Origin of the sequence: Microcoleus asticus IPMA8, from assembly GCF_013179805.1 — a bacterium.
GTDB lineage: Bacteria > Cyanobacteriota > Cyanobacteriia > Cyanobacteriales > Microcoleaceae > Microcoleus > Microcoleus asticus.
The window spans coordinates 12565-33364 of the sequence record NZ_SRRZ01000025.1 but is presented as its reverse complement, the minus strand read 5'-3'; the positions used below and the strand labels follow the sequence as shown (position 1 = coordinate 33364).

General features: G+C 45.8%; 22 protein-coding genes. 9 read left to right on the top strand and 13 right to left on the bottom strand.

Going from position 1 to position 20800, the window contains the following annotated elements; translation table 11 throughout:
* Positions 1-4: 4 nt before the first annotated feature.
* A complete protein-coding gene (locus E5S67_RS09240; RefSeq protein ID WP_172186775.1) occupies positions 5-1465 on the top strand; it encodes an IctB family putative bicarbonate transporter in 1461 nt (486 codons plus the stop codon).
* A gap of 280 nt (positions 1466-1745) precedes the next feature.
* On the opposite strand, the gene E5S67_RS33245 is transcribed toward E5S67_RS09240, so the two are convergent.
* The 3 genes from E5S67_RS33245 to smpB form a co-directional block, all read right to left on the bottom strand.
* Complete coding sequence (locus E5S67_RS33245) at positions 1746-1976, bottom strand: Osc7112_2153 family protein (protein ID WP_246276700.1); 231 nt, start codon at positions 1974-1976, stop codon at positions 1746-1748.
* Positions 1973-2659, bottom strand: a complete 687-nt coding sequence (locus E5S67_RS09235; RefSeq protein WP_246276699.1) for a tetratricopeptide repeat protein — start codon at positions 2657-2659, stop codon at positions 1973-1975. Before E5S67_RS09235 ends, E5S67_RS33245 begins: the two co-directional genes overlap by 4 nt.
* Positions 2660-3404: 745 nt before the next feature.
* Complete coding sequence (gene smpB / locus E5S67_RS09230; RefSeq protein ID WP_006631384.1) at positions 3405-3872, bottom strand: SsrA-binding protein SmpB; 468 nt, start codon at positions 3870-3872, stop codon at positions 3405-3407.
* 127 nt (positions 3873-3999) lie between these two features.
* Between smpB and xrtO the strand changes: the two genes are divergently transcribed.
* Together xrtO and E5S67_RS09220 are read left to right on the top strand one after the other, a co-directional pair.
* Positions 4000-5589, top strand: a complete 1590-nt coding sequence (gene xrtO / locus E5S67_RS09225) for an exosortase O (RefSeq protein WP_246276698.1) — start codon at positions 4000-4002, stop codon at positions 5587-5589.
* Positions 5564-8473, top strand: coding sequence for a TIGR02921 family PEP-CTERM protein (locus E5S67_RS09220; protein ID WP_172186744.1), 2910 nt, complete (start codon positions 5564-5566; stop codon positions 8471-8473). The genes xrtO and E5S67_RS09220 overlap by 26 nt, the downstream gene beginning before the upstream one ends.
* Before the next feature lie 170 nt (positions 8474-8643).
* Here E5S67_RS09220 and E5S67_RS09210 read toward each other — a convergent pair whose 3' ends face one another.
* Together E5S67_RS09210 and E5S67_RS09205 are read right to left on the bottom strand one after the other, a co-directional pair.
* Positions 8644-8952: a Rieske (2Fe-2S) protein gene (locus E5S67_RS09210; protein WP_172186742.1), complete on the bottom strand. Its 309-nt coding sequence runs from the start codon at positions 8950-8952 to the stop codon at positions 8644-8646.
* Positions 8953-9119: 167 nt separating this feature from the next.
* The gene (locus E5S67_RS09205) at positions 9120-9371 is read right to left on the bottom strand and encodes a peptide ABC transporter substrate-binding protein (RefSeq protein ID WP_172186741.1); all 252 of its coding nucleotides are present in this window, start codon (positions 9369-9371) and stop codon (positions 9120-9122) included.
* A 115-nt stretch (positions 9372-9486) separates the two neighbouring features.
* On the opposite strand from E5S67_RS09205, the gene E5S67_RS09200 reads away from it, so the two are divergent.
* The 3 genes from E5S67_RS09200 to E5S67_RS09190 all read left to right on the top strand — a co-directional run bounded on the left by E5S67_RS09200 (position 9487) and on the right by E5S67_RS09190 (position 10329).
* On the top strand, positions 9487-9729 hold the full coding sequence (locus tag E5S67_RS09200) for a helix-turn-helix domain-containing protein (protein WP_172186740.1): 243 nt from the start codon (positions 9487-9489) through the stop codon (positions 9727-9729).
* Between the two features lie 101 nt (positions 9730-9830).
* Positions 9831-10025: a helix-turn-helix domain-containing protein gene (locus tag E5S67_RS09195; protein WP_339382806.1), complete on the top strand. Its 195-nt coding sequence runs from the start codon at positions 9831-9833 to the stop codon at positions 10023-10025.
* A 73-nt stretch (positions 10026-10098) separates the two neighbouring features.
* Positions 10099-10329: a DUF7336 domain-containing protein gene (locus E5S67_RS09190; protein ID WP_172186739.1), complete on the top strand. Its 231-nt coding sequence runs from the start codon at positions 10099-10101 to the stop codon at positions 10327-10329.
* 8 nt (positions 10330-10337) lie between these two features.
* On the opposite strand, the gene E5S67_RS09185 is transcribed toward E5S67_RS09190, so the two are convergent.
* The 3 genes from E5S67_RS09185 to E5S67_RS09175 all read right to left on the bottom strand — a co-directional run bounded on the left by E5S67_RS09185 (position 10338) and on the right by E5S67_RS09175 (position 12576).
* Complete coding sequence (locus E5S67_RS09185) at positions 10338-11006, bottom strand: HAS-barrel domain-containing protein (protein WP_172186738.1); 669 nt, start codon at positions 11004-11006, stop codon at positions 10338-10340.
* A gap of 176 nt (positions 11007-11182) precedes the next feature.
* Positions 11183-11374 carry an NAD(P)H dehydrogenase subunit NdhS gene (locus tag E5S67_RS09180; RefSeq protein ID WP_172186737.1) on the bottom strand — a complete coding sequence of 64 codons (192 nt, stop codon included), beginning with the start codon at positions 11372-11374 and terminating at the stop codon, positions 11183-11185.
* A gap of 131 nt (positions 11375-11505) precedes the next feature.
* A complete protein-coding gene (locus tag E5S67_RS09175) occupies positions 11506-12576 on the bottom strand; it encodes an Mrp/NBP35 family ATP-binding protein (RefSeq protein ID WP_172186736.1) in 1071 nt (356 codons plus the stop codon).
* A gap of 281 nt (positions 12577-12857) precedes the next feature.
* On the opposite strand from E5S67_RS09175, the gene hemF reads away from it, so the two are divergent.
* Together hemF and E5S67_RS09165 are read left to right on the top strand one after the other, a co-directional pair.
* Entirely contained in the window at positions 12858-13901 is a 1044-nt protein-coding gene (hemF, locus tag E5S67_RS09170) for an oxygen-dependent coproporphyrinogen oxidase (RefSeq protein ID WP_172186735.1), read from the top strand.
* 57 nt (positions 13902-13958) lie between these two features.
* Positions 13959-14321, top strand: a complete 363-nt coding sequence (locus E5S67_RS09165; RefSeq protein ID WP_006631392.1) for an STAS domain-containing protein — start codon at positions 13959-13961, stop codon at positions 14319-14321.
* A gap of 245 nt (positions 14322-14566) precedes the next feature.
* Here E5S67_RS09165 and E5S67_RS09160 read toward each other — a convergent pair whose 3' ends face one another.
* Positions 14567-15187 (bottom strand): chromophore lyase CpcT/CpeT, encoded by a 621-nt coding sequence (locus E5S67_RS09160; protein ID WP_172186734.1) that lies wholly within the window; start codon positions 15185-15187, stop codon positions 14567-14569.
* 340 nt (positions 15188-15527) lie between these two features.
* On the opposite strand from E5S67_RS09160, the gene psb29 reads away from it, so the two are divergent.
* Positions 15528-16241 carry a photosystem II biogenesis protein Psp29 gene (psb29, locus tag E5S67_RS09155; RefSeq protein ID WP_172186773.1) on the top strand — a complete coding sequence of 238 codons (714 nt, stop codon included), beginning with the start codon at positions 15528-15530 and terminating at the stop codon, positions 16239-16241.
* Between the two features lie 250 nt (positions 16242-16491).
* Here psb29 and E5S67_RS09150 read toward each other — a convergent pair whose 3' ends face one another.
* The 4 genes from E5S67_RS09150 to E5S67_RS09135 all read right to left on the bottom strand — a co-directional run bounded on the left by E5S67_RS09150 (position 16492) and on the right by E5S67_RS09135 (position 20550).
* The gene (locus tag E5S67_RS09150; RefSeq protein ID WP_006631395.1) at positions 16492-17028 is read right to left on the bottom strand and encodes a late competence development ComFB family protein; all 537 of its coding nucleotides are present in this window, start codon (positions 17026-17028) and stop codon (positions 16492-16494) included.
* Positions 17029-17235: 207 nt separating this feature from the next.
* Positions 17236-18177, bottom strand: a complete 942-nt coding sequence (locus tag E5S67_RS09145; protein WP_172186772.1) for a M23 family metallopeptidase — start codon at positions 18175-18177, stop codon at positions 17236-17238.
* Positions 18178-18743: 566 nt separating this feature from the next.
* The gene (locus E5S67_RS09140; RefSeq protein ID WP_172186733.1) at positions 18744-18971 is read right to left on the bottom strand and encodes a hypothetical protein; all 228 of its coding nucleotides are present in this window, start codon (positions 18969-18971) and stop codon (positions 18744-18746) included.
* Positions 18972-19023: 52 nt separating this feature from the next.
* A complete protein-coding gene (locus tag E5S67_RS09135) occupies positions 19024-20550 on the bottom strand; it encodes a phosphomannomutase/phosphoglucomutase (protein ID WP_172186732.1) in 1527 nt (508 codons plus the stop codon).
* Positions 20551-20800 lie beyond the last annotated feature (250 nt).

The window sequence follows — 20800 nt, the reverse complement described above, 5'->3', positions numbered from 1 at the left end:
AGCAATGAATTCAGTTTGGCAACAGTTAACTCTGGCAAATTTGCCGCTCTCTCAGTGGCAAAGTGGAAGTTATTTATTAAATTTAGCGATCGGCTCTTTACGCAGTTGGCGGCAGAGTAGCTGGCTGATGCAGTGGGCAGAACCCCTGGGTTTTGTTTTGCTGGCCTTGACTTTCGGTTTGGGGCCATTTGTGAACAATGCCTTGGTGGGAGTGTTGATGGCGGCTGGCGCTGCATTTTGGGTGCTGCTGACTGTTTCCGACGATCGCGCGATCGCCTTGACGCCCATTCACTTGCTGGTTCTGCTGTACTGGGGCATTGCCACCGTTGCAACCGCGATGTCGCCAGTGAAAGCCGCTGCTTTTACGGGTTGGAGCAAGCTAACGCTGTATTTGCTGTTTTTTGCGCTGATGGCTCGGATATTGCGATCGCCCCGTTGGCGATCGTGGTTAATTGCCGTATTTTTGAACGTCGCTCTAGTTGTCAGTTTCTACGGCGTGCGGCAGTGGATTGACAAAGTGCCGCCATTAGCTACTTGGAACGATCCGACTTCTACTCAAGCCGACGTCACGCGAGTTTACAGCTTTTTGGGCAATCCAAACTTGCTGGGTTCCTATTTGCTGCCGGCCATTGCATTGAGCGCCGCTGCACTTTTTGTGTGGAAAGGATGGGGAACAAAATTTTTAGCGCTGACTATGCTGGTGGTGAATTGCGCGTGTTTGCGCTACACGGACAGCCGGGGTGCTTGGATCGGTTTTGTGGCTCTGCTTGTGGTATTTTTAGTGCTGCTTTGGTATTGGTACAGTCCTTTGATGCCTCGGTTCTGGCGAACTTGGGCGCTGCCGTTAGGGTTAGGAGGTTTGGCTGGGGCCTTAATTTTGGGAGTGGCTTTAGTGGAGCCTCTGCGCGATCGAGTTTCGAGTATGTTTATCGGCCGAGGTGACAGCAGCAACAATTTTCGGATTAATGTTTGGACGGCAGTAATTGACATGATTCGCGATCGACCAATTCTCGGAATTGGCCCCGGAAACACTGCTTTTAATAAAGTTTATCCGCTTTATATGAAGCCAAGATTTACTGCTTTGAGCGCTTATTCCGTGCTGCTGGAAATTGCAGTTGAAACCGGTTTTATCGGTTTAATATCTTTCCTTTGGCTGATGACAGTCACCGTCAATCAAGGTTTGTTGCAGATAAAAAATCTGCGGGATTCACAATTTAACATTTCTAATTTAGAGGAAGAATCCCGAAATCCAAAATCTAAAATCCAAAATCTAAAATCGAGTCAGGGGTTTTGGTTGATTGGGGCGATCGCAACTTTAGCCGGCATGATGGCCCACGGTTTTGTGGATACAGTTTGGTACCGGCCGGAAGTTAATATGCTTTGGTGGTTGATGGTGGCGATTATTGCTAGTTTTTACAGCAACTCGCAGCAGCAGCCAGATTCAGTTTTGACGGAGGGCGAGTAGATAGAATTGCTGGCGGGGTTTTCTCCCCGCCCGGTGCGAATTCCAGCAAAAGCGGACACAGCAATTATTAATAGTTATACCAGTTCAAAAAAAGAATGCAGCTTTATGCAAGCTGCAAACCATTATAGTCATTAAGTTGTTTCCAATTCTTCAATTATTTAATCTCAAATCTCAAATGCTATCAGGTGCGCACTGCGCACCATCCATACTACTACATACTACATACCTGTTGCTGTAAAGTGCTCATGGTACACTCTACAAAATTTATTGAAAATAACTCTTATTCTGCGCTATCCGAAGGCATGACGAATCTTGGGCACGGATACTTTCCACCATCTCTATCTCTGCACCGTCGCCACGTCGATTGATTGAAGTCGAACGGCGTTTCGACTGATTCATTAACTGTAATTTTAACAGTCGAAGGAGTTGGCAGTGCTGTTGAGGCTTGACTTAGCTCCAATACCGTTATAATTGCCAGTATGGTTGATGAAAACAAAACTGTGCGTTTCATTTATTTGTTTTTTCCTCGTTTAATCGTTGACGTGCCATTCCTATCCATATATCCTCATCGAATTCTTGAGAATCCGCATACTTTAGACAAATTTTCCACTGCGGTAGCGCTTCCTTCGTGTTTTTCATCTTTTCTAGGACTTGCGCTTTTAAGCAGTAAGTTGCTGGTCTTTCAGTATCAAGTTTAATCGCTGCATCCAGATGTTGCAATGCCTCTGAATATCGACCCTGTTCTAGGCGCGCCCATCCCAAGTTTTTGAGTAAAGAATATTTAACTTGATCGTCCTCAGCTAATTTCAAACCTTGCCACAGCAAGTGAACGGCAGCAGCAGAGTTTTTTTGATCGATTATATACAAGCGAGCTAGATTGCTGTAAGCTGCTGGCAGACCGAGTTTTGCAGCTTGCAGATATTTGCCTCGAGCGCACTGTAAATCTTGCACCTCTTCGCAAAGCCATCCCAAATTGTAAAGAGCTGTGCGGCTTTTGGGATCGACAGAAAGTGCTAACTCATAGGCTTGTTGAGTATCAGCCAATCGATTGGCTTTGTAGTTTTCAAAGGCAATATTATTAAAAAATGATGCCAGTTCCGGTAACCCAATTTGCCAGCCACCAAAGCCTACTGCTAGCATCACCAAGAAGGCTCCCCACTTCGAGGTGTGATGCTTTTTTGCTGGCTCTTTCATAACATTGAAAATGTTAGCTAATGGTCTCATTTTTAGCATATTTTAACCTGAGAGTTGGGCTATATTTTGTTTGCCAGATTTAATTGCCACCCTAATGGCATCATAATCTTAGGAAAGGACTCAGGCTTGAGCCCATTTCTCATAAGAGTTTGCAAGTCCACAGCCGAATGCTTGGGTAATGCTCCCACTACCTAGATGTATTCGAGCATAGGTTAATCATTCATGAGACTCCACAAGCCATCCGGATATTTTCAAAAAAAAGGAAGCGGAAAGCAGAAATAAGGTAGAACAGTCCCCTTTGTCTAAGTAATAATACTTAGTCAGGGGTCAGTCGCTCGACAGTATGCGACTGTATTAGGAGATACAGCACGCAGCTTTATGAAGTACATTAGTAACACGGCAATACTTTGATCCTAGAGGGATTGCTCGATCGGGGGTGCATTTCATCAACTTGCAATCTGCTTTAAGATGGATTTCGGTGGAATAACTCTAATTAAGTTGGTAGTGACCACGGAAGTCCTCAAAATTCTCAACGGGAATATCGAACAATTTTATGATGAGTAATTAACCGAACTAGATTTAAAATAATCAATCACTAATCAGCAATCACCAATCATTAATTCACTAATGACTCCTGACTAATAAACATCTCCAAAAATGAAACTAAAACCTTAGAGTAGCAAAGGTTTTAGTTTCATTGACGGAGATGTCTAATGAGTAAAGACTAATGAGTAATGACTAATAACTAAAATTGCTTCATGGCTCTTTCCATATCCCGCTTGTCTTCGCGTTTCTTCAAATCTTCGCGCTTGTCGTACAGTTTTTTCCCTTTTCCCAAACCGATATCAAGTTTTACCCAGCCGCCTTTCAAATACATTTTTAACGGCACTAAAGTCAAACCTTTTTCTTCCACTTTGCCGATTAATTTGCGAATTTCCTGCTTGTGCATCAGCAATTTACGAGTGCGGCGGGGTTCGTGATTAAAATAGTTGCTAGCACTTCTCCAGGGCGAAATGTGAACGTTGATCAGCCACAGTTCGCCGTTCCGAACTAAGCCATATCCGTCTCGCAAATTGGCTTTTCCTTCTCGAATTGATTTGACTTCGGTTCCCTTCAACTCGATGCCTACCTGATATGTCTCTATAATTTCATAGAGATGGCGCGCTTGTCGGTTATCGCTAACAATTTTGTATCCTGGGCTTTTTTCGCTCATTTTTACCTCCGCTAAAATTAATTATTATAACGCTAGCTCCTCTGTAGAGAAAATCGAAGCTTGACAAAACTTAAATAATCGGTCTAGGCATTACCAATTTTGCTGAGCTAAGATGTCACCAACGTGAATGTCAAGCGGTATCATGCAGCGCACCAATATTCCCAATTCTGACCTTCCAGATGCTGTCAGTCCCAATTCAGGGGTTAATTTGGTTTGGCTGGCTCCTTTTTTGTTAGCGCTTGCTTGGTTTTGGGCTAATATCTCGGCAGTTAAGTGGCTGTTATCCTCGCTTGTTGAGATACCCACACTGTACAAGATAGTAATTGCTTTTTTGATTGTAGCATTAGTAGTGCGATCGACTGGGAACTCCGTTAGCGCAGCCCTCGAAGAGGATCGCCCGCCTAGATTTTCGCCCAATTTCGTTTTGAGGCGATATCCGCTGCTGTTGATGTTGGGTGCGGGTATTTGCTCGATCGCCCTTCAGTGCATAATTGATATCAAACAAATTACTGTCCTGCTATTTATCCTCGGAACTTACGGGCTGTGCGGCTTATTGGTGGAGCCGAACTTTTGGCGAAAAAACTTGCCAGTTGCGGGCTTGCTGGCTTGTATTTTACCGTTCAACACTCAGTTGAATAACGGATTAGGTTTGCCGGCGCGAGTGCTGACTGCTCAGGTAGTAGAACAATTGCTTTCAATGCTGCACGTTGGGGCTATTTCTTCTTACGATATCATCGTTTTGGAAAACGGCATCGCTCACGTTGACGTGCCTTGCAGCGGCATTAAAACACTCTTAGTGGGTACGCTCTTTTTGCTAACTGCTACCTGGTTAGAATGCCGCCAATTGAGTTTAAAATGGCTGGCAGTATGCGCTGCTAATTTCTTAATGTTAGTGTCTGCTAACGCTTTGCGGGTTGCCGTGCTAGTGCTGGTTGCCCAAGTTTTCCAACAGCAAACTTATGCAGAAATTCTGCACGTACCCCTGGGAATTGTGGGTTTAATCTGCGCTTGCTTCTTAAGTTGGTTGATGCTGCAAAAAGTTCCGAAATTTCAAGAAAAAAAAGAAATTGATTTTAACTCGCAACGAGATTTACAAATACTCAAAAATCAATCTCTGGCTAAGCTCGGACTAATTGTGGCGGTGGCGGTTTTGGGTGCAATTTCTCAATTGTATCATGTAGAAAGCGAAAAATTAGCGATCGCCCCCCTGAAATTTCCCGAACAAATTGTATCCGAATCAATCCCGCTGAATGCCAGCGAACAAAAATTCTTTGGCAATTACCCAGGCACCCAAACAGAAAAAAAGAGATTTGTCTCAGGCAACTTGCGCGGTTCCATGCTCACAGTATCGAGCACATCTTGGCAAACTTATCACGCACCAGAGTTGTGTTTTATAGCCAGCGGGATTCCCGTCAATCGAATAGAAAAAAAACAGCTAACTCCTGCCGTAACGGCGCGCTGGCTCTCTCTCAAAGACAACCAACTATCTGCTGCATACTGGCTGCAATCTGCGAAGCAAACTACCGATAACTTCTTGTCGCGCATCGGCAGCGACATTATCCATAAAAACCATACTTGGGTGCTAGTTTCTATTCTATTTGATAGTTCTGTAAATCCCGCAAATTCTGAAATACAAAACTTCGCTAATACTGTACACAATGCCGTAAATGATAGCTTAAAAAGAGGCAAAAATGAAAAAATTAAAACTGGTATTTAATATAATTTTTCAGTCAATTTTTTGGCTGTGGAACCTGACATTTTTATCAATCGTTTATCTCGGAATCTTGCCCTATGTAGGAATTCCCTTAATTCAAGCCACAATAGATGGAATTATTCCCCTTGAATTTTTCTTAAGCCTAACAGCACTGATAGCAATACCGACAATATCTACCGCAATCGGATTCAGGACTTTTAGGAATCAACCCTTACAGCTAATGCGATTGTTTTACGGAGTAGAAACGCCCTTATTTTTGCTCTGCTTACTTCGGTTGTTTCTGCTGCGAGAGCTGAATCCTGCTAGTTCTCAAATCATCGCTACTCTTGCTTTGTGCATTGCAGCATTTTTAGTGGAAATGCTGTACGGATATCTAGGGAAAATAGAAAATGTTCAAAACATTTCAGATTCCCAAACTGCCCATAATAAACAGCCTCGTTTTTTAAGCTTAATTGGAGAAAAGCGAAGTGTATGGCTGCAATTAGGCTGCCACAGTTTAATGCTAGTAGTTGGTATTTGGGCGGCAACATTGCTGATGTTTTACGCTCTACCAGTAGGATTATTTACAGTTGTAGGATTTTTCACTTTAGTCATTGAATTTTTCAAGTTTACATGGGTATCACCATTTCTGGAGATGTTTAAATACGGGGCGTGGGTCTGGGGTTTAATTTGGATACCGCTATCATTTATCTTGTTTGGTTTAACCTGTAGCTTGTTTGTTGTCATGCCTTCGCTGTACGGCTTTCTCTACATTCATTCCGGGCGGAAAATATGGCAGAGTTTTGCTGCACAATACGGGAAAAATCAGGCGATAATCGGAAGTTTGGGAGTCATAGCAGCTTGGCTGGCTATTTTCTCCGCTTTGCAGCAGCAACCGCAAGTTGCAGCACTAAAAATGCTGGCGACTCCTGCAGCAAATGACACGGTTCGCCAAACTTTATTAGCCAAGTCTGATATGATTCGATCGGGCTTAGTCAATGCTTATTTGTCCCCTTACCGCTACCTCAGCACTGTGGGAGAAAACAACCACATTTATGAGATATACAAAAATACTTTGAATTTTCCTGACGCAGCCGCTCAGACAGTGCAGAATAGCTATAATTTTTTAATGTCGCCGTTTTTGTATAAAGGTTCAAGTGCAGATGTTAAAAAAGCTGAAAAACTCTACGGCGAATTCTTCGATACGGAACTTCAGAAAGGTGACACAGAAGCCGTAAAACACGCGGTGCAGTCAACATTTAACCGAGAAGAAGCTAAAGCTGGTTTGCTGAATGTCAATGAGGAAAAAGTATGGTTGCAGTCGCAAGAAGTTACAGTCAAAGAAAACGGCGATTGGGCTGATGTTGAACTCTACGAAGTTTACAAAAATCAAACAACAAACTTGCAAGAAGTATTCTACTACTTTTCCTTGCCGGAAAGCGCCGCAGTGACAGGAATTTGGCTGGGAGATACTGGGGATTTGAAAAAGCGTTTTGCATTTACTGTATCGCCTCGCGGTGCCGCCCAGCAAGTCTACAACCAGCAGGTAGTAGAAAGGGTCGATCCGGCTTTGCTAGAACAAATTGGCCCGAAACAATACCGCTTGCGGGCTTTTCCAATTCCGGTTAAACGAGAGTTTTCGGGAACGCAAACTGACACGCCAACGGAGATGAACCTGTGGCTTACTTATAAAGTCATGCGCCAGCCGCAGGGTTGGGCTATGCCTGTTTTGGCTGAGAAACGCAACATTTTTTGGAACCAAAATACGCGCCGCACGATCGCCGGAAAAGAGGTAAAATACAGCGGGAAAGAAGCAAGAGAAACTTGGCTGCCACCCTTTTTGCCCGCAGTCGCACAGCAACCACTAACAGCGCAGCAGGCGGTTCTACCGGGAGGAAATATCATTTCTGCTAAGCCGCTGGCTGATGCAAATTACTCGCTACCGCAAGGCAAGAAGTTTGCAGTAATTCTCGATACTTCCCGCAGCATGGCGGCGGAAAATAAGGATGTAAAAGAGACTTTTGAATGGTTGAAAGCTAATGCAGCAGGCAAAAATGCTGTTAATTTGTATGTCGCCAGCGCTGCGGGAATGCCACCTAAGTTTGTGGAAGATGTACGCAATTTAGATGCGGCAAAGGTGACGTTTTACGGTACAATCCAGCTCAAAGATATGCTGCAACAGTTTGCACAGTTGCGGGGCGATAAAAGTTACGATACTGTATTTGTGGTGAGCGATCGCCACAGTTACGAATTGTCAGACGATCGCCAACCTAAACTTTCCATCTCTGCACCGCTGTGGACAGTGCATTTGGGAGGTTTGCCCCCGGGCTACGACGACTCAACTTTAAAGGTGATTCAAGATAGCGGTGGCGGAGTTTCTACAGATATCAAAGAAGCGATGCAGCGAGTGGCGACGACAGCAGCTTCGGGCAAATCTACAGTTAGCGTTGTTGACGGCTATGTTTGGAGTTATGCCAAAACCCCGCAGTCGAAAAAAACTGCAAAATCGGCGGCAGTTGCAGAGTCAAAAAATACAGGCAATGAAGGCTTTAAACAGATAGCGGCGCGGCAGTTGATAACTGCACTTAGCAAGCAGAAAAGTTCAACTCAATTGACGCAACTGGATGCGATGCACGCAGTAGCTAAAAATTTCAAAGTGGTGACGCCTTATTCTTCGATGATTGTGTTAGTTAATGATGCGCAAAGGGAGCAGCTAAAAGCAGCGGAAGCTAAGAGCGATCGATTTGACAGAGAAGTAGAATCGGGTAAGGAGGAGTTAACTAAACCGAACAATCCTCTGAATGTTTCGGGGGTTCCTGAACCCGAAGAATGGCTGCTTTTGGGGGTTGTTGCGATCGGGCTTTTGGCGGTTTTCCTCCGCCAGCGGCGGGCGAAAGCGGTAGGTTGAAAGTATTAGGCGAAAGCGGTAGGTTGAAAGTATTAAAAGTCGCAGATCCCCGGGCCGGACACGGCATTGCCGTGTCCCTACAGACGATCGCGTACAATCTATATTTACCGCTATCTTTCAGAATTTTAACTTCCAGCTTCCAGCCTGGTAACGAGTAAATGACTGATGAATCATGACTCATCTATCTTCACAAAAACGCGATCGCCCTCAATCTTTACCGGATAAGATTCCAGGGAATCGGCGGGTGCATTCAAACATTTACCGCTATCTAACTTGTACTGATACTTATGGAACGGACAGGTAATGATACCGCCGCTTACCTTACCCATGTCGATCGGATATTCTAAATGAGTGCAAGCATTACGGTAACAAGTAACATTCATGCCTCGACGATTCAAAATCAGCGAATTACCCTCAACTTTTACCTTCAAAACATCCCATTCGGGAACTTGATTCAGCCCTGTTATCTCTACCCACATATAATCTTTCTCGGTTTAAATAAATGATTGCAAACTAATGGGCGATCGCCCGAAAGACATAGTGAACAACGAGCGATCGCGGTCTAATTCTAACGCCAACACCTCTTAAAGTCTGAATAGACTGTACAAGCTGTTGGCTCACGCCCGCAAAGAATGTTATATCACCCCTACAGTCGCAGGTAACGCATGAGAATGCTCATAACTTCACCGGGCTTTTGGGCAGGTTGCAGCGGGCTCCACTCGCTGACAGAGGCAAAACCCAAACAGTAAAGGATGTGAATGATGCTCCTCACCGCTTTGGGAGAACCTATCAGCAAGATTTTGACGGGTTCTCTATCGGGTGGCGGAGGCTCTGCTACAGGTACTGTCGCTGTAGCAGTATCGGTTGCTGGGGGACTAGCAAGGAAGTTTTTCGGCATCAGCGTTTTGTGTTTTTGCGGTTGATGTTGCCTATAGGCAACAAAATCATTCTATCGTGAATGTTACCTATAGGCAACATTTACGAAACGATCGGCCTCTGAGACAATCTGAGGCATGGGAAAAGCAGGCAAAGCACTCAAGCAGGTGCTGGAAACTTACGGCATCAGCCAAAATCGCTTGGCTGTGACAATGGGAGTAGGACGTTCCAACATTCACCGGTGGGTCAATGAAAGTAGAGATCCTGTAGCAGAGGCAGTGTTGGACATTCGGAAAGCACTATCGCAAATTAATCCGCAGGCATCAGCAGATTTCATTCGTTTATATTTAGATGATTTGGAAGAAAAACCCGAAGAGTAATAATAATGTTCACAATCTTTACTTAGCTGCGAGCTTCTGAGAACATAGAAGCCATGAGTAAGGCAGGAAAGGCGCTGAAGCAGGTTTGAGAAACCTATGGCATCAGTCAAAATCAATTGGCAGCGATTATGGGCATTGGGCGATCGAGCATTAAGCGTTGGGTTAACGAGAATAGAGATCCGGCATCTGAAGCTGTTCTAGAGATTCGCAGGGGATTACAGCAAATTAATCCCGATTCAGCAGGGGATTTTATTCGTTTGTATTTAGATGATTTGGAGGAAAAACTTGAAGAGTAATAATATGGGCGATCGGGCGATCGCCTCCCGTGTCAGTTATGCTTGAGAGCGATGCTTGAATAATTTTAAGAATATGGTTAATGTCTTTATTCTTCAGCACGTCCATGAATTGGGAGACGACCGCGAAGACGTAAAAATTATCGGTATTTATTCGACTAAAACATTAGCCGAAGCTGCTAAGGCAAGAATGCTCTCCCAACCCGGTTTTATAGATGCTCCAGAAGGCTTTCATATAAGCTGTTATCCCTTGGATCAAGACCACTGGAGCGACGGATATGTCACTGTTTATTATTCTGATTCTTAACCTTTACCCTAGGGATGAATCTGACTCAAAATCACCCGCAACCGATCGTAATCATCCTTCAGCAAAACACTCAAACTCCTCCCCGCTTCCACCAACCAAGTTCGATCGCGCATCCGCAACTGATAAATCTCACGAATCGCCGCCGCCGTCAGCGCATCCACCGGCGCATTAGTCACCCCCAGCAGCGTCCTCAAAAAATCCAACTGCACGGTAAAATCAACCACCTCATCCGGTTCGCAGCGATAAACCGCCTGGTGAATTTGCGGCGGGCGCGGCGGCAAATACTGATAAATTTTACCCCTTGATGGGCCGTGACCGTTCAACCTTTCCGGCGCAGCCTCAAACCCCACAATCGCCACTCGAAACTCGGTTTTTAGCATCGCAAAAATCTGCGGTTGTTCCTCCCGCAACTCTTCCAGCGACAAACCCAAAGCGCGAGCTCTGTGCACCGAGTCGATCGGGCTAGTCGTAGCGTAATAAACCACGCCGTAAATTTGATTTTTCGACTCTTCATCCTCGGCCTTCACCCAACTGCCAAAAGGCGGCATCACGGGAAAACTCAAGTCTTCCGGTTCCAAACATTGAGCCAAAAACTCCGAAGTTGCCGTCTCGATCACCTCAGCAATGCGATCGGGATGGCGCTCTTTTGTAGCAAATTGGGGTAAAGGTAAACGCATATTAGTCAGTTGGTTATTGGCAGTTGGCAGTTGGTTGTTGGTTATTGGCAGTTGGCAGTTGGTTATTGGCAGTTGGCAGTTGGTTATTATTATTTGTAAGTGGGTACTAATAAACAATAACTAATAACTAATTACAACTGACAACTGTCAACTGTCAACTGTCAACAACCAACTGATTATTTCGCGCGACCAGCCGTAGCATCGACAAGTTCCAACTGCGACAGGCGGAACGTAATCAGCTTGTCCCAATTCCCGCCTTCAAACAGTACCGCAACTTTCCCGTCGCTAACTCGCTGGACTTGTCCTTGAAAGGTGTAGTAAATCTCACCCTTATCTTTAACTCGAACTGCCGAACCTGGAAAAATCATAATTCTTGGAATGTTAAGTTGGCTGTTTATAGCTTACCGTTTCTCGTTTCTAGTTCCCAAGCAGAGCCTGAGAACTAGGCAAATCTTCGTCCACAGGAAGACGCGAGGCAAAGCCCTGAAACGAGAGTTTGTTAGGCTAAGGCTGCTACGGAAACTTTACCGGCAATGCGACCCGCGATCGCCCGCAACTCCCTAGCTGAAGCAGAACCCGGTTGCCCCACCACGATCGGCACGCCAGAATCGCCACCTTCCCGCAACGGAATTTCCAGCGGAATGCGGCCTAACAGCGGCACTCCCAACTCAGCAGCAGTCTTTTCCCCGCCGCCGGAACCGAAAATATCGTATTGCTTGTCGGGCATATCCGGCGGCACAAAATAGCTCATGTTTTCCACAATTCCCAACACCGACACACCCAACTGCTGGAACATCTTTAAACCCTTGCGGGAGTCCAACAAAGCCACTGTCTGCGGCGTGGTAACGATCACGACACCAGCCATCGGCACCGCTTGCGCCATTGTCAACTGCGCGTCTCCAGTACCCGGAGGCATATCGACAATCAAATAGTCTAAATCGCCCCAATTCACCTGATAGAGGAACTGCCGAATGATCCCGTTCAACATCGGGCCGCGCCAAATCACGGGCTGGTCTTTGTCAATTAAAAACGCCATCGACACCAATTTGACGCCGTAGTTGAAAGCGGGTTCCAGGCTTTCCCCGCTTTTTCCGTCCCTAACCATCACTTTTGCGTCCCCCAAACCCAACATATTGGGGTCGTTGGGCCCATAGATATCCGCATCCAGCAAACCCACCCTAGCACCTGTTTGTGCCAGTGCTACTGCCACATTTACCGCCACCGTGCTTTTGCCGACGCCGCCTTTGCCGCTGGAAATTGCGATAATATTTTTCACTCCTTCAATGCCTTGGCGATCGACCACTCCCTTTTGCTGCGGCGTCTCGGCTGTCACCTCCACCGCCACTTTTTCGACTCCTGGCAACTGTTTGACCGCTTTTTGGCAATCTTCGACAATAAATTCTCGCAGCGGGCAAGCAGGCGTTGTCAGCACTAAAGTAAAGCTGACGACACCGCCGTCAATTTTGATGTTACGAATCATGTTCAATTCCACCAAACTCTTTTGAAGTTCGGGGTCTTGCACGGGTCGCAGGATTTCTAAGACTGAACTAACATCGAGTGTATTGGGCATTGTGTTTTCCACCATAGCTCTGCAATTGGGTTAGCGAATTTTCGATCGCAGGTTTAAGTATATTTTTATTGCTATTTTTTAATGTAACTTCATAGCGATCATTTGCAGACCTGCGGTGGCATAATTACATGACGACAGGATTTGGGACTCACGGTCAATCTCAAACTCAAATGCGATCGGCAAGAATTTCTACGACCGAAAGCAATTTGGTCACAATAGGCGAATTGAGCCGTGGTCGCAATTCTTCAATCTAAAATCTAAAATCTAAAATCTAAAATCGGATGACAGTTTCTACCACACTTAAAACCGCCACTTCCCCGTTTTTGCCGCCCGCTGACTCTAGAGCTAGAGTCAGCCAATTTATGAAAAGCCTACAAGACGAAATTTGTCAATCCCTCGAACAGGTCGATGGCGTTGGCAAATTTAAAGAGGACTCTTGGGAACGCTCTGAAGGCGGCGGCGGACGTTCTCGCGTCATGCGGGAAGGCAATGTTTTTGAACAGGGGGGAGTCAATTTTTCCCAAGTCTGGGGCGAAAGTTTGCCGGCTTTGATTTTGGCCAAGCACCCAGAAGCTGCCGGTCACGATTTCTATGCAACTGGCACTTCGATGGTGCTGCACCCCCGCAATCCCTATTTGCCTACGGTTCACCTGAATTACCGCTATTTTGAGGCTGGACCGATTTGGTGGTTTGGCGGCGGTGTCGATTTGACTCCTTATTACCCGTTGGCTGAGGATGCAGCTCATTTTCACAAAACTCTGAAAGCAGCTTGCGATCGCCACCATCCCGGATATTATCCGACCTTTAAACTCTGGTGCGACGAATATTTCTACCTCCCCCACCGCCAAGAAACCCGCGGCGTGGGCGGCCTGTTTTTTGACTACCAAAGCGCTCAAGGCGCGCTTTACCGCGACCATAATGTCAAAGGGAAGGCTGCTGAGTGCAGCAACAACATCGGGGTGCCGGAACCTAGGAGTTGGGAGTCGCTGTTCGCTTTTGTACAGGACTGCGGCCGGGCATTTTTGCCGGCTTACACCCCCATAATTGAAAAGCACCGATCGAAAGAATACGGCGATCGCGAGCGCAATTTCCAACTTTACCGCCGCGGCCGTTACGTTGAATTTAACTTAGTGTACGATCGAGGCACGACCTTTGGCTTGCAAACCAACGGACGCACCGAATCGATTCTGATGTCCCTGCCGCCTTTGGTACGCTGGGAATACTGCTATGAGCCAGAACCCAACTCTCCAGAAGCCGAACTCTACTCCAAGTTCTTAAAACCGCAAGATTGGGCGAATTGGATGCCTCAGCAGTCACCGACCTGAGTTAAACTACTGGGACAGTAACCACCGCGATAGATAATAAATTTGAGGGAAGGGTCAGTGATTCATATTGATCAAAAAACCCACACGCTTCAAGACGGTACAACAGTTATCGTCTTAGCACCGACAGGACGGTTGGACATCACTACAGCTTGGCAATTCCGCCTCAAGTTGCAAGAGTGTATTTCCAAACTCAGCCGCCATGTCGTAGTGAATCTTGGTCAGGTTAACTTTATCGATAGTTCTGGCCTGACCTCACTTGTAGCAGGTATGCGGGATGCGGATAAAGTTAAGGGAAGTTTCCGCATTTGCAATGTTCATCCAGAAGCCAAACTGGTGTTTGAAGTCACCATGATGGATTCTGTGTTTGAAATCTTTGAAACGGAAGAAGAAGCTCTAGAGGGGGTGCCGCGCGCAAGTTGAGCACTCCTGCTGGCATCGGTTGCAGTGTCGCGGGTAATTTAAGCTTGAGACTCAGAAGCGCGCAGAAACCCAGCAGAAGAACAGGAAGCAGGTAAATTTTTGCCTGCTTCCTTCTGCCTTATTCCTTTCTTGAAAGGTTGAAACATTCACCAAAACACTAAAGTAGAAGAATACGTCAAGGTAAAGTCTTGCCTTCTCTCCTAGATAACTAAATCTTTCTTCCTTCTTTCTTGTTGCTTTGTAGTTCAACCCAATATCTCAGCAGCAAAATCCTGACGCTTGACAAATCTAAAAGGGCCCATTAAGGCTCCCCAGATAGCCTTGCCTGTCGTGGGGCTGATTCCTTTGTCATAGCTGAGAAATTCCTCGCCTGCAGCTTCAAACCCCAAGTCTACTTGGTAATTTTGCCCCCCGTAGGCAAAGCCGCAGCGAGTGCCCTCCGGCAAAGATGCCCGAAACCGATAGCCGTTTGAGGCTAAATTTTGCACCGCAACCGAGAGGGTGCAGCCGGGGAGGAGTTGGATTTGCTCCTTCGTTAGCTTTCCAAGCAAGTCGGGGTTGCAACCGGCTCCTTTGACGGCTTCAATGTCGTGGAACATATAATACTGAGCTTCTATAAGTCCCGGCGCTATCTGTGAGTGCCTCAGTTGCACGATGCGGGGGCGGTATGGCTTGTCTAATTCCAGAATGTTGGCTTGTTCGGCAAACAGAGTAATGCTGGGTTCGGAAAAAAGAGGAACGGGTACGGGTCTTTGCCACAAACGAAGGTGGACGTACCAAGCCGGGTCTGCTAGCGCTTGTTCCCGGTTGTCAAATTCGCCCGCCATGTACTGGGCTAAAGCTCTTAATTCAGGAGAAATTGTCATGTTTGTTTGATTTTTCAGGTTCATGGCTTGACAGAAAAAACTTATTGTGATAACGGTTGCGATACCTGGGCTGCGCAAGTCAGAAGATTAGATTTATGAGCGATCCCAGAAGAGCTATGATTGTAAAGATACTGGGGTTTGGCTCTCGTAGTGCGACAGATTAATTGTTGCTGCCGATCGGGCGTAAAATCTTTTTGATAAAATTTTGTCTCGCAAAGAGGCGGCAACGCTTAAAAAACTGGCAATTTTTGTCAGCCAGATCGCAGAAAGACTCCCCCGACTTTACTCACGCCGCGCTGGCACGCCCGCTACGGCAAAATTATTTATCTATAAGACTCAGGTGAACAATAACCGTACTGTTTCAGATACTAAGCGAAGTTTCTATACGATTCACACTCGACCGATCAACTCAATTTACCGTCGAGTGGTGGAAGAGTTGATGGTAGAAATGCACTTGCTTTCGGCAAATGCCGATTTTCAATACGACCCAATTTATGCTTTGGGTGTGGTGACAGCTTTCGATCGATTCATGCTCGGGTACGCCCCAGAAGCAGACAGAGTTTCGATTTTTAACGCTTTGTGCAAGTCCCTAGAAGACGATCCCGATCGCTACAAACAAGACGCTCAGAGATTGGAAAGCTTGGCGGAGCGACTTTCCGGGCAAGAGTTGCTCTCGTGGCTCGATCGCTCGACCAGCTTTGAAGATACAGGGGATTTGCAAGCATCTTTAGGGGCGATCGCCAGCAACCCTCAATTTAAGTACAGCCGCTTGTTCGCGATCGGTTTGTTCTCGCTGTTAGAAAAAGCTGACCCTAACTTAGTAAAAGATCAAGAAACGCGAAACGGCGCGATCGCCAAAGTCTGTGCCGCATTGCACCTCCCAGAAGACAAAGTTAGCAAAGATTTAGATTTGTACCGCAGCAATTTGGAAAAAATGGCCCAAGCGCGAATAGTGCTTCAAGATGTCATCCAAGCGGAACGAAAAAAACGCGAAAAACGAGAGACAAAAGTTACCGTCGGCCCCTTGGGTGACTCTTCTGACAGCAACAATTAATTGTTTGAAAGAAGAAGGAAGTTCGGCAACGGATTTTATAACGGATGTCAGGAACAAGGAAGAAGGAAGAAGGAAGAGGGAGTTTTGTATTTTTTACATCAAATAAAAACTCTTAATTTTTAATTTTTTTTCTTGAATTCTGGCTTCTGTCTTGTGCGTTTAGATGTTGATTGCTCAGAAACCAACTAAAAATCCCGCTTTCTGAATTGAGCGGGATCGACTTAACTAAAATAGAGCTTTTGGGGTGGTACTAAGGCTGCGGCTCAAAATTAGTGGCGTTAGCTTGCAGCCAAGTGCTTAGCTGTGAAAGAACTTCGTTTCCCGAAGACTTGCCCAAAGCTGTGGGGTTTGGGGTGTCGGGCCTGTCCAAGTTGCGGGCGATCGCTGCGTTGACTTCTTTGGAAATCAAATCGTGAAGTTGTTCTTTAGCCCTAGCCCTTTGAAAGTGAGCTCCCTCTTCCGTCGTAGCGTACAGAGGTGGCAGCCTATTTAAAGCATAAGCTGCAATATCTCCCACATCCAGACTCAGGTCGCTCGTGGCCTCAATTTCGGCCACCCTAGCGATCGCATCGCTGAGCACCAACTCTTCCATCACGTTGATGAACTGTTTGCGTGGCAGAACCACAACTTCGCCAGTCAACAAAGAGCCCATCAGACGATCGAGAGCCATGTACTCTTCGATCGACAATTCCGAAGCCGTATTGCATATCCGTCCCACCTCAGCTTCCATAGACGGCGTTAAATAGCCGTCTTGCAAAGCTTGTTCAACAATTTTTTCAATACTCATATATGCTTCCCACTCAACGGCATCATTAATAGAGTTTTGTTAAGACGCGATTGTTAGCGTCTTGAGATTCGAGTTTTGAGGATTGAGTTGAGAATTTTTATACAAATCCTAACTCAATACTGATAACCCATAACAGTTATCTGCACACCCTAGCCACAAACTTACCCCATAATTGACGGCTTTATTCGTCAAAACCCGTAAAAATTCCTACTCAATTCCCTGAAGCCGCCAAGGTACGGGATCGACGGACTGCCCGTGCACGTAAAGTCCCCAATGCAGGTGAGGGCCTGTGGAAGCCCCCGTTGACCCCAGAGCACCAATTACTTGACCGGCTTTCACGACATCGCCTTCCTTGACATCAATCCGGCTGAGGTGCATCAAAATACTTGCTACCCCCTGACCGTGGTCGAGACCAACGACATTCCCGTGGATTTTGAACCCTTGAGATTCGCGTCCCACTAGAGACACCCGACCTGCTGCTGGTGCGACTACAGGCGAACCGTAAGCACCCGCGTAATCGACGCCGCGGTGGTAGTAGTCCTGAGCAAATACCCCATTATAGTATCGGCGAACTCCGTAAATAGTAGTAATTTCGCCGGAGTTGGGGCGCAACAATTTGCCGTCCCAAAATTTTTCGGGTGTCACCAGTGCTTTAAATGCGTCTACGCGATCGAACTCCGCATCTGTACCTTCCTCGTCTTTCCCAGGCGGTAGCCAGATGGATTGAGTGGGAAAATCTCGATCGCGCACTTGCACGCTTAACTTCTGCACTTGTCCGTCACCTGCGACTTGAACAAGGCGGGCACCGGGTTTCTCAGCAGGCGTCGTCGGCAGCAGGGCCCGAAAGCGTCCGTTGCCAATGGGAAACGCGGGGTAGTTTTTTTGCTGTAGAGACACTTTGGGAGTTTCCCCGCCGTTACCGTCAACCTGAATCATTACTGACAGGGTATCTCCCAGTTGGGGATTTGCCGGTGTTACAACTACCTGCAAAGCTTGCACCGGCAGGGCAAAACTCAGTAAGCCAGCAACAATTCCCCCGATCGAACTGGCGGTTAGCTTGTTTGCTTTCAACTGCCGCCACCGCAAAATCCTACCCGTAACTATTTCCGCACTTAGCCCGCCGTTGCCTCGACTCACACTCATTATCATCACTAGGTGTCCTTAACCTTTCTCTCGCTGAGATATTTTTAACAATCTAGACTCACTATAGCAACCCTCAATCAGTCGAGAGAAACAGCCGTAGCTAAAAAGCTTGGGAAACTAAAAGATTTGGAGATGAGAGACTAACTTAAATCAATATTTAACTTGAGGTGATAACAATAATAAAAATTCCCGTTATGCGGGGAGGAAAACCTGCTTAAGCCAGACGGTCACACTACCGTTTCCACCACCACAAATCTAGGACAGCCGAAGTTTGAACATAAACACTCTTCATCTATAACCTAATGGGATTTTATTTTATCGGCCCTAGCTACTGTTGCATAACTTTTAACAATTGGTATTAGTTATATCGCGGCGAGGCGACATAATTATTGTTAACTCATCTGCTGTTAATTAACTGCTTTCTTGGCAGTTTATTTTCCGATAATCTTCCTAAAACTCTTTAGTTATTGTAGCCTGTTTTTGGCAAAATACTATTGATTCTCAATTTTAAAATCTCCTCTCAAAGGATATGAGATCAAAATTGAGAATTGCTATAATCTTATCACCTAGAATTATAGGGATTCAAAGGTAGCGGTGAAACCATCTAAGCTCAAGCATTCTTCCATAAATTCCTCTACATCGTTGACATTCTCAATCTGATACTCCATGATGCGTTGAGCATCGCCTTTCATCTTTTTGGAAGAAAGAGGCGTGGCAGGATATTTGGCAGCGATCGCTTTGAAAGCTTTGGAATGGATATCCCAGCTTGCAGCAGAACATTTTATGATTAAAAGCCACATGATTAAATTCCTCTTTGGATTTGGTTTACTAACAGTCTGGCACCAGTAAAACTTAGCTCGATAGTGCCGACAAATCAAGGGATTCTGTTGTTTGGAAAAAAGCTAAAAGCCGAGCCACTATGCGAGCGACACCACCCTTAACATTAGACTCAACATTCAAAGGCATCACCGGATCGTGGAGTGATAAGCGTAACAGAAACCAGCCGGATTCGCTAGCTGAGGTACAGGAAATTCGCAGACCTTCGTAGTTATTGGGAACAATTTTCCAGTCTGCTTGGGTTGAGACAAATTCTTGCAGTTGCTCAATAACGCGATATCCTTGGGCTTGGAAATCATCCACACCAAGTTTAATCCGAAATTCTGTACTTTCTTCTGGCTCTTTTAAATTTGCGATTAAATCGGGCAAAGATTGATTTGCTAGCTTTGACTTAGCCAATTCAATCAATAATTTGCTGACCAAATAAGCGCCATCATCCAGAAAGTAATTTTCTTTCAAAGCTCCATGTCCAGAGGTTTCAATCGCCAGCCATGATTCCTGTCCGGCTTTATTGAGGCGAATCGACTCGTCAATCACATTTTTGTAGCCGCGTTTAAAGCGATGGTGAATCCCTTTTAAATCTTGTTCGATGAATTGTGTCAAGCCATCGGAGGTGATAGAATCGGTGACAATGGTAGAGCCTGGGTGTTCTTGTAATACGATCGCAGAAATCAAGGCAATTAAGCGATTGCGATTGAGTTCCTTGCCAACTCCATCAACGGCCGCACTGCGATCGACATCGGTATCAAAAATAATCCCAAAATCAGCTTGATGTTCAATTACCGCTTGACAAATTGACTGCATTGCCTGTTTATCTTCGGGATTTGGCACATGATTGGGGAAAGTACCATCGGGTTCTAAAAACTGACTGCCCTTAGTGTCTGCACCTAAAGGTTTTAAGACTTTATCAACATAAAAACCGCCAGCACCATTGCCCGCATCTACAACAATTTTTAATCCTGTTAGCGGTTGCTCAAAATTATCTGGATGATTGACTGCTTCCCTAATCTTTGTGACAAATTGGTTAGCATAAACTGAGATAAAATCATGCTTTGTAATTTTACCGGGCGATGAGGCTGGCTGAAAGTAATTGCTTTGGGCTAGTGTTAAGATATCTGTAATATCCTGCTTTTGTAACCCACCTTTGGCAGTGAAAAACTTTAAGCCATTTCGATTAAATGGCAAATGGCTAGCAGTGAGCATAATCGCGCCGTCACAATCAAAACCAGGGGTAATTGTACTCATAAACATGGCGGGGGTTGAGGCCATTTCAAAGTCGTACACGGTTGCACCAACTGAGGCGATTCCCTCCATGACTGCTTGCATTAAAGTTGGCCCTGATAGGCGACTGTCACGCCCGATCGCGATCGTTAATTCTGCGGTCGGTTTCTTGAGTTTTTGCACCAGCCAACTCACAAAGGATTTACCTAAGATTGTCGCTATTTCGGGGGTGAGGTTGACTTTTTCATTAGGAACGCCTTCGAGTGCGATACCGCGAATGTCTGATCCATTTTGAAGTTTTGTCCAATTGAAGTTTTGCATAATAATTGATGGTAAGTAAAATATCGGAGTCGGCGGTTAACACCGATCGTATTCGCCGAACGTCTTTCGCGGACGAAGAAATAAAGAGGGGAGAAATTTTGGATTTGGTATTATTAGTCATTAGGGTGACAGAGTTTTTAAATTCAATCAGCTAATCGGCATTTAAGTTGTATTTAAAGAAACAATCCCAGTCTTGTGGGTGGGATTTGAGCAACGCCCAAAATATCCAATTGAAATGTTGAACCGCTTA

Bases quoted from the DNA above. Each gene is read 5' to 3' on its own strand.
- E5S67_RS09240 (WP_172186775.1), top strand. From the start codon at position 5: ATGAATTCAGTTTGGCAACAGTTAACTCTGGCAAATTTGCCGCTCTCT.
- E5S67_RS33245 (WP_246276700.1), bottom strand. From the start codon at position 1,976: ATGAAACGCACAGTTTTGTTTTCATCAACCATACTGGCAATTATAACG.
- E5S67_RS09235 (WP_246276699.1), bottom strand. From the start codon at position 2,659: ATGAAAGAGCCAGCAAAAAAGCATCACACCTCGAAGTGGGGAGCCTTC.
- smpB (WP_006631384.1), bottom strand. From the start codon at position 3,872: ATGAGCGAAAAAAGCCCAGGATACAAAATTGTTAGCGATAACCGACAA.
- xrtO (WP_246276698.1), top strand. From the start codon at position 4,000: ATGTCAAGCGGTATCATGCAGCGCACCAATATTCCCAATTCTGACCTT.
- E5S67_RS09220 (WP_172186744.1), top strand. From the start codon at position 5,564: ATGAAAAAATTAAAACTGGTATTTAATATAATTTTTCAGTCAATTTTT.
- E5S67_RS09210 (WP_172186742.1), bottom strand. From the start codon at position 8,952: ATGTGGGTAGAGATAACAGGGCTGAATCAAGTTCCCGAATGGGATGTT.
- E5S67_RS09205 (WP_172186741.1), bottom strand. From the start codon at position 9,371: ATGCCGAAAAACTTCCTTGCTAGTCCCCCAGCAACCGATACTGCTACA.
- E5S67_RS09200 (WP_172186740.1), top strand. From the start codon at position 9,487: ATGGGAAAAGCAGGCAAAGCACTCAAGCAGGTGCTGGAAACTTACGGC.
- E5S67_RS09190 (WP_172186739.1), top strand. From the start codon at position 10,099: ATGGTTAATGTCTTTATTCTTCAGCACGTCCATGAATTGGGAGACGAC.
- E5S67_RS09185 (WP_172186738.1), bottom strand. From the start codon at position 11,006: ATGCGTTTACCTTTACCCCAATTTGCTACAAAAGAGCGCCATCCCGAT.
- E5S67_RS09180 (WP_172186737.1), bottom strand. From the start codon at position 11,374: ATGATTTTTCCAGGTTCGGCAGTTCGAGTTAAAGATAAGGGTGAGATT.
- E5S67_RS09175 (WP_172186736.1), bottom strand. From the start codon at position 12,576: ATGCCCAATACACTCGATGTTAGTTCAGTCTTAGAAATCCTGCGACCC.
- hemF (WP_172186735.1), top strand. From the start codon at position 12,858: ATGACAGTTTCTACCACACTTAAAACCGCCACTTCCCCGTTTTTGCCG.
- E5S67_RS09160 (WP_172186734.1), bottom strand. From the start codon at position 15,187: ATGACAATTTCTCCTGAATTAAGAGCTTTAGCCCAGTACATGGCGGGC.
- E5S67_RS09150 (WP_006631395.1), bottom strand. From the start codon at position 17,028: ATGAGTATTGAAAAAATTGTTGAACAAGCTTTGCAAGACGGCTATTTA.
- E5S67_RS09145 (WP_172186772.1), bottom strand. From the start codon at position 18,177: ATGATAATGAGTGTGAGTCGAGGCAACGGCGGGCTAAGTGCGGAAATA.
- E5S67_RS09140 (WP_172186733.1), bottom strand. From the start codon at position 18,971: ATGTGGCTTTTAATCATAAAATGTTCTGCTGCAAGCTGGGATATCCAT.
- E5S67_RS09135 (WP_172186732.1), bottom strand. From the start codon at position 20,550: ATGCAAAACTTCAATTGGACAAAACTTCAAAATGGATCAGACATTCGC.